This is a genomic window from Hymenobacter agri (assembly GCF_054778495.1).
In genome coordinates this window covers 1-3,272 of the sequence record NZ_BAAGZM010000495.1, presented here as the reverse complement: position 1 = coordinate 3,272, position 3,272 = coordinate 1, and the positions used below count along the sequence as shown (strand labels likewise).

4 protein-coding genes are annotated in these 3,272 nt (G+C 63.3%); 1 reads left to right on the top strand and 3 read right to left on the bottom strand.

Features of this window, described 5'->3' with window-relative positions:
• On the top strand, window positions 1-1,314 hold a 1,314-nt coding region (locus ACYVDE_RS18255), incomplete at its 5' end, for a M1 family metallopeptidase (protein ID WP_460502986.1).
• 124 nt (window positions 1,315-1,438) lie between these two features.
• Here the strand turns inward: ACYVDE_RS18255 and ACYVDE_RS18250 are convergent.
• The 3 genes from ACYVDE_RS18250 to ACYVDE_RS18240 all read right to left on the bottom strand — a co-directional run.
• On the bottom strand, window positions 1,439-2,014 hold the full coding sequence (locus tag ACYVDE_RS18250) for a pseudouridine synthase family protein (protein WP_460502985.1): 576 nt from the start codon (window positions 2,012-2,014) through the stop codon (window positions 1,439-1,441).
• A gap of 19 nt (window positions 2,015-2,033) precedes the next feature.
• Entirely contained in the window at window positions 2,034-2,840 is an 807-nt protein-coding gene (locus tag ACYVDE_RS18245) for a polysaccharide deacetylase family protein (RefSeq protein WP_460502984.1), read from the bottom strand.
• A gap of 60 nt (window positions 2,841-2,900) precedes the next feature.
• On the bottom strand, window positions 2,901-3,272 hold a 372-nt coding region (locus ACYVDE_RS18240), incomplete at its 5' end, for an OmpA family protein (protein WP_460502983.1).

Below are 3,272 nucleotides of genomic sequence, written 5' to 3'. Positions count from 1 at the left end.
GCCCAGTTTGCCCGCGACGCCGACCGCGTGCGCTACGAAGCCACCCTCAGCACCGACCCCGACCAGGTGGCCGCCACCGCCGGCAATCTGGAGCGCGAATGGACGCAGGGCGGCCGGCGCTACTTCCGCTACCGCATGGACCAGACCATCTGGCCCATCGTGAGCATCCTCTCGGCCCGTTATAAAACGTACAAAACGCAGTGGCAGAACCCGACCGGCGGCCCGCCCGTGGCCATCGAAATCTACTACGACCCACACCACGCCGCCAATGTGCGCCGCATGGCCCAGGCCCTGGCCGACGGGCTGGGCTACTACACCAAGGCCTTCGGGCCCTACCAGTACCGCCACATCCGCCTGCTGGAGTTTCCGCGCTATAAGTCCTTCGCGCAGAGCTACGCCAACACCATTCAGTTTTCGGAAAGCGCCGGTTTTATCCGTGACCTGCGCGACCGCAAAGCACCCGACATGACCTACTTCATCACCAGCCACGAGCTGGGCCACCAGTGGTGGGGCCACCAGATTGTGGGGGCCGACGTGCAGGGCGCGAGCGTGCTGGTGGAGTCGCTGGCTGAATACTCGGCCATTATGAACGCCAAACACGCCTTCACGCCCAACCAGATGCAGCAGTTCATGCGTAGCGAACTTAATAACTACCTAGGCGGCCGCCGAAGCGAGCGAAAGAAGGAGCTGCCCCTGCTGCTGGTCGAAAACCAGCCCTACATTCATTATTATAAAGGGGGCATGGTGTTCTACGCCTTGCAGGACTACCTGGGCGAGGACAAGCTGAACGGCGCACTACGCGACTTCCTGGCCGCTAACCACCAGACCCGGCCGCCTTATGCCACCGCGGCCGACCTGCTGGGCTACATTCGCCGGGCCACGCCCGACTCGCTGCAGTACGTGCTGCACGATATGTTCGAAACCATCACGCTCTATAAGAATGAACTGAAGGATGCCACCTACACGCCGCGCCCCGACGGCCGCTACGACGTGGCCCTCACCATCAAAGCCGAAAAGGTGCGCGCCGACAGCCTCGGTAACGAAACGCCTGCCCGGCTGGCCGACTACGTGGAGGTCGGCATTTTCGGCCCCGACCAGGCCCCCGGCGAAAGCTGGGACGTGCGCGGCAAGGCCCTGCTCGTGCAGAAAGTAAAGCTCACCAAGCCCGAAGAAACGCTGCACTTCGTAGTGAGCGAGAAGCCTGCCAAAGGTGGCATCGACCCGTACCAGAAGCTGATTGACCGGTTTTACTATGACAACGTGAAGCCGCTGGAAGAAGCCAAAGCCCCGGCAAAAGCAGTAGCGGCAAAATAGGACTGAAGAACGGTCATGCTGAACGCAGCCGAAGCATTTCTACGGCAGCGCTACAATTGATTAGTTGCGCGGGAGAGATGCTTCGGCTGCGCTCAGCATGGCCGTTCTTTTGTACGAATGCACGCTAGAGCCCAAAATCCGGCACCTCGCGCACCTCGCCCGCGGGCAGGTCGCCCAGCCAAATGTCAGCCACCCGCACGCGCACCAGCCGCAGCGTGGGGAAACCCACGGCGGCTGTCATCTTGCGCACCTGGCGGAACTTGCCTTCGGTGAGGGTGATGCTGACCCAGCTTGTAGGTCCGTGGCGGTCGTCGCGGATTTTGCGGCTGCGCGGAGCAAAGGTCGGGGCCGGGTTGAGGCGGGCGGCGGTGCAGGGCGTGGTCTGATATTTGGCGCCTTGAATACTGATTTCGATGCCGTTTTGCAGTGCGGCCACGGCTTCGTCGGCTATCAGGCCGTCGACCTGGGCGTAGTATTCCTTCTCCACTTTGCGGCTGCGTACCAGCTCGCTCATGCGGCCGTCGGTGGTGAGCAGAAGCAGGCCCTCGCTGTCTTCGTCGAGGCGGCCAATGGACATGATGCCTTCGGGGAAATCGTGGAGCTCGCCCAGCTTTTTCTTCCTGGCCTCGCCCGCGAACTGGCTGACAAACTGGCTGAGGTAGCCGTAGGGCTTGTGAATGAGAAAATGGCGGTGCGACATGCAACAGGTACTAACAATCTTATTTTTGGGTGGCGCGGGCCTGCTCCGTCCGAATTTGCTCGGCCACTTCCACCATCGGCGCCACCCAGATTTCCTTTTCGTGGGCTTTGAGGTAGCGCAGCAACTGACGGTGCGCTGGCAGACCCACGTTCAGTGAGTGGCCGCCGCCCACGCCGTGAAACAGAAACACCAGCAGCGTGTGCGAGGCCTGGGCCTGCTTCACCAGGTCAATCAGGTAGTCGCCGTTTTGGCCGTTGATGGAGTAAGCATCCACATTGCTCAGGTCGACCTGCACAGCAGATTGCAGGCCGGGCGACACGCCCCGGGCCGCTACAAATTCACCTTTCAGCTGGTCGTAGAAGGGCACGCCGGCCACGGTGCGGTCGCCGCACGGGTAGGCGAAGGTGCGGGCGGTTTTGCCGTCGATGGCCGTTAGCAGAACATTGTTGGCCCGAACTTCATCTACCGCGCGGCCCACGGTGTAGGCGTGCAGGTCGTGGTCGGGTGTCACGAAGCTGCGGCCGGGCAGGCTGCCGTCGCAGGGATGAAACAGGGCGTGGTTGCCCAGCTCGTGGCCGCGCCGGGCGGCTGCGCGCCACTCATTCAGGCGCTTCACCACCACCGGCGACGAGCCAATGAGATAGAACGTGCCACGGAGCCGGGCCGAGTCGAGCGCGGGCACCACGTTGTCGAGGTCCACGTCGATGGCATCGTCATAGGTTAGCACCACGGCGCACTGCTTGTTGTGCCAGCTGCTAGTTTGGGCCAGCACCGGGCCGGGGCCGGCGAGGGCCGCCAGCAGCGCAAGTTTCAGGAGCGTGTTCATAGGTGCGGATGTGGGCCGAACCACAAAGATGCTGCCGCGGGGCGCGAACCTGGAGTGGAGCTACTTTATTTCTTCTACTTCCACGCGGCGGTTGCGCACGTCGGGCGAGGGATAGAGCGGGCGCGTGTCGCCGTAGCCCACGGTACTCAGGCGCCCGGCGGCCACGCCAGCCTGCACCAGAAAGGCCTTCACCGCCTCGGCCCGCTGCTCCGAGAGTACCTGGTTTTTGTCGGGCTCCCCGATTTTATCGGCGTGACCGGCAATGCGAAGCCGCAGCTCGGGGCGGGCCTTCAGCTCGGCGGCCAGTTGGTTGAGGGCCGGGCTGGAACTGGGCAGCAGCTCGGGCTTGCCCACTTTAAACAGTACCGTGGGCAGCACCACCGGCGTCGGCGTGGCAGGCAGGATGGGCGCGGGCGCCGCGGCCGTATCGGT

What these genes read in the sequence shown, in the direction of transcription:
- ACYVDE_RS18250 (WP_460502985.1), bottom strand. Translation starts at nt 2,014, where the DNA reads ATGTCGCACCGCCATTTTCTCATTCACAAGCCCTACGGCTACCTCAGC.
- ACYVDE_RS18245 (WP_460502984.1), bottom strand. Translation starts at nt 2,840, where the DNA reads ATGAACACGCTCCTGAAACTTGCGCTGCTGGCGGCCCTCGCCGGCCCC.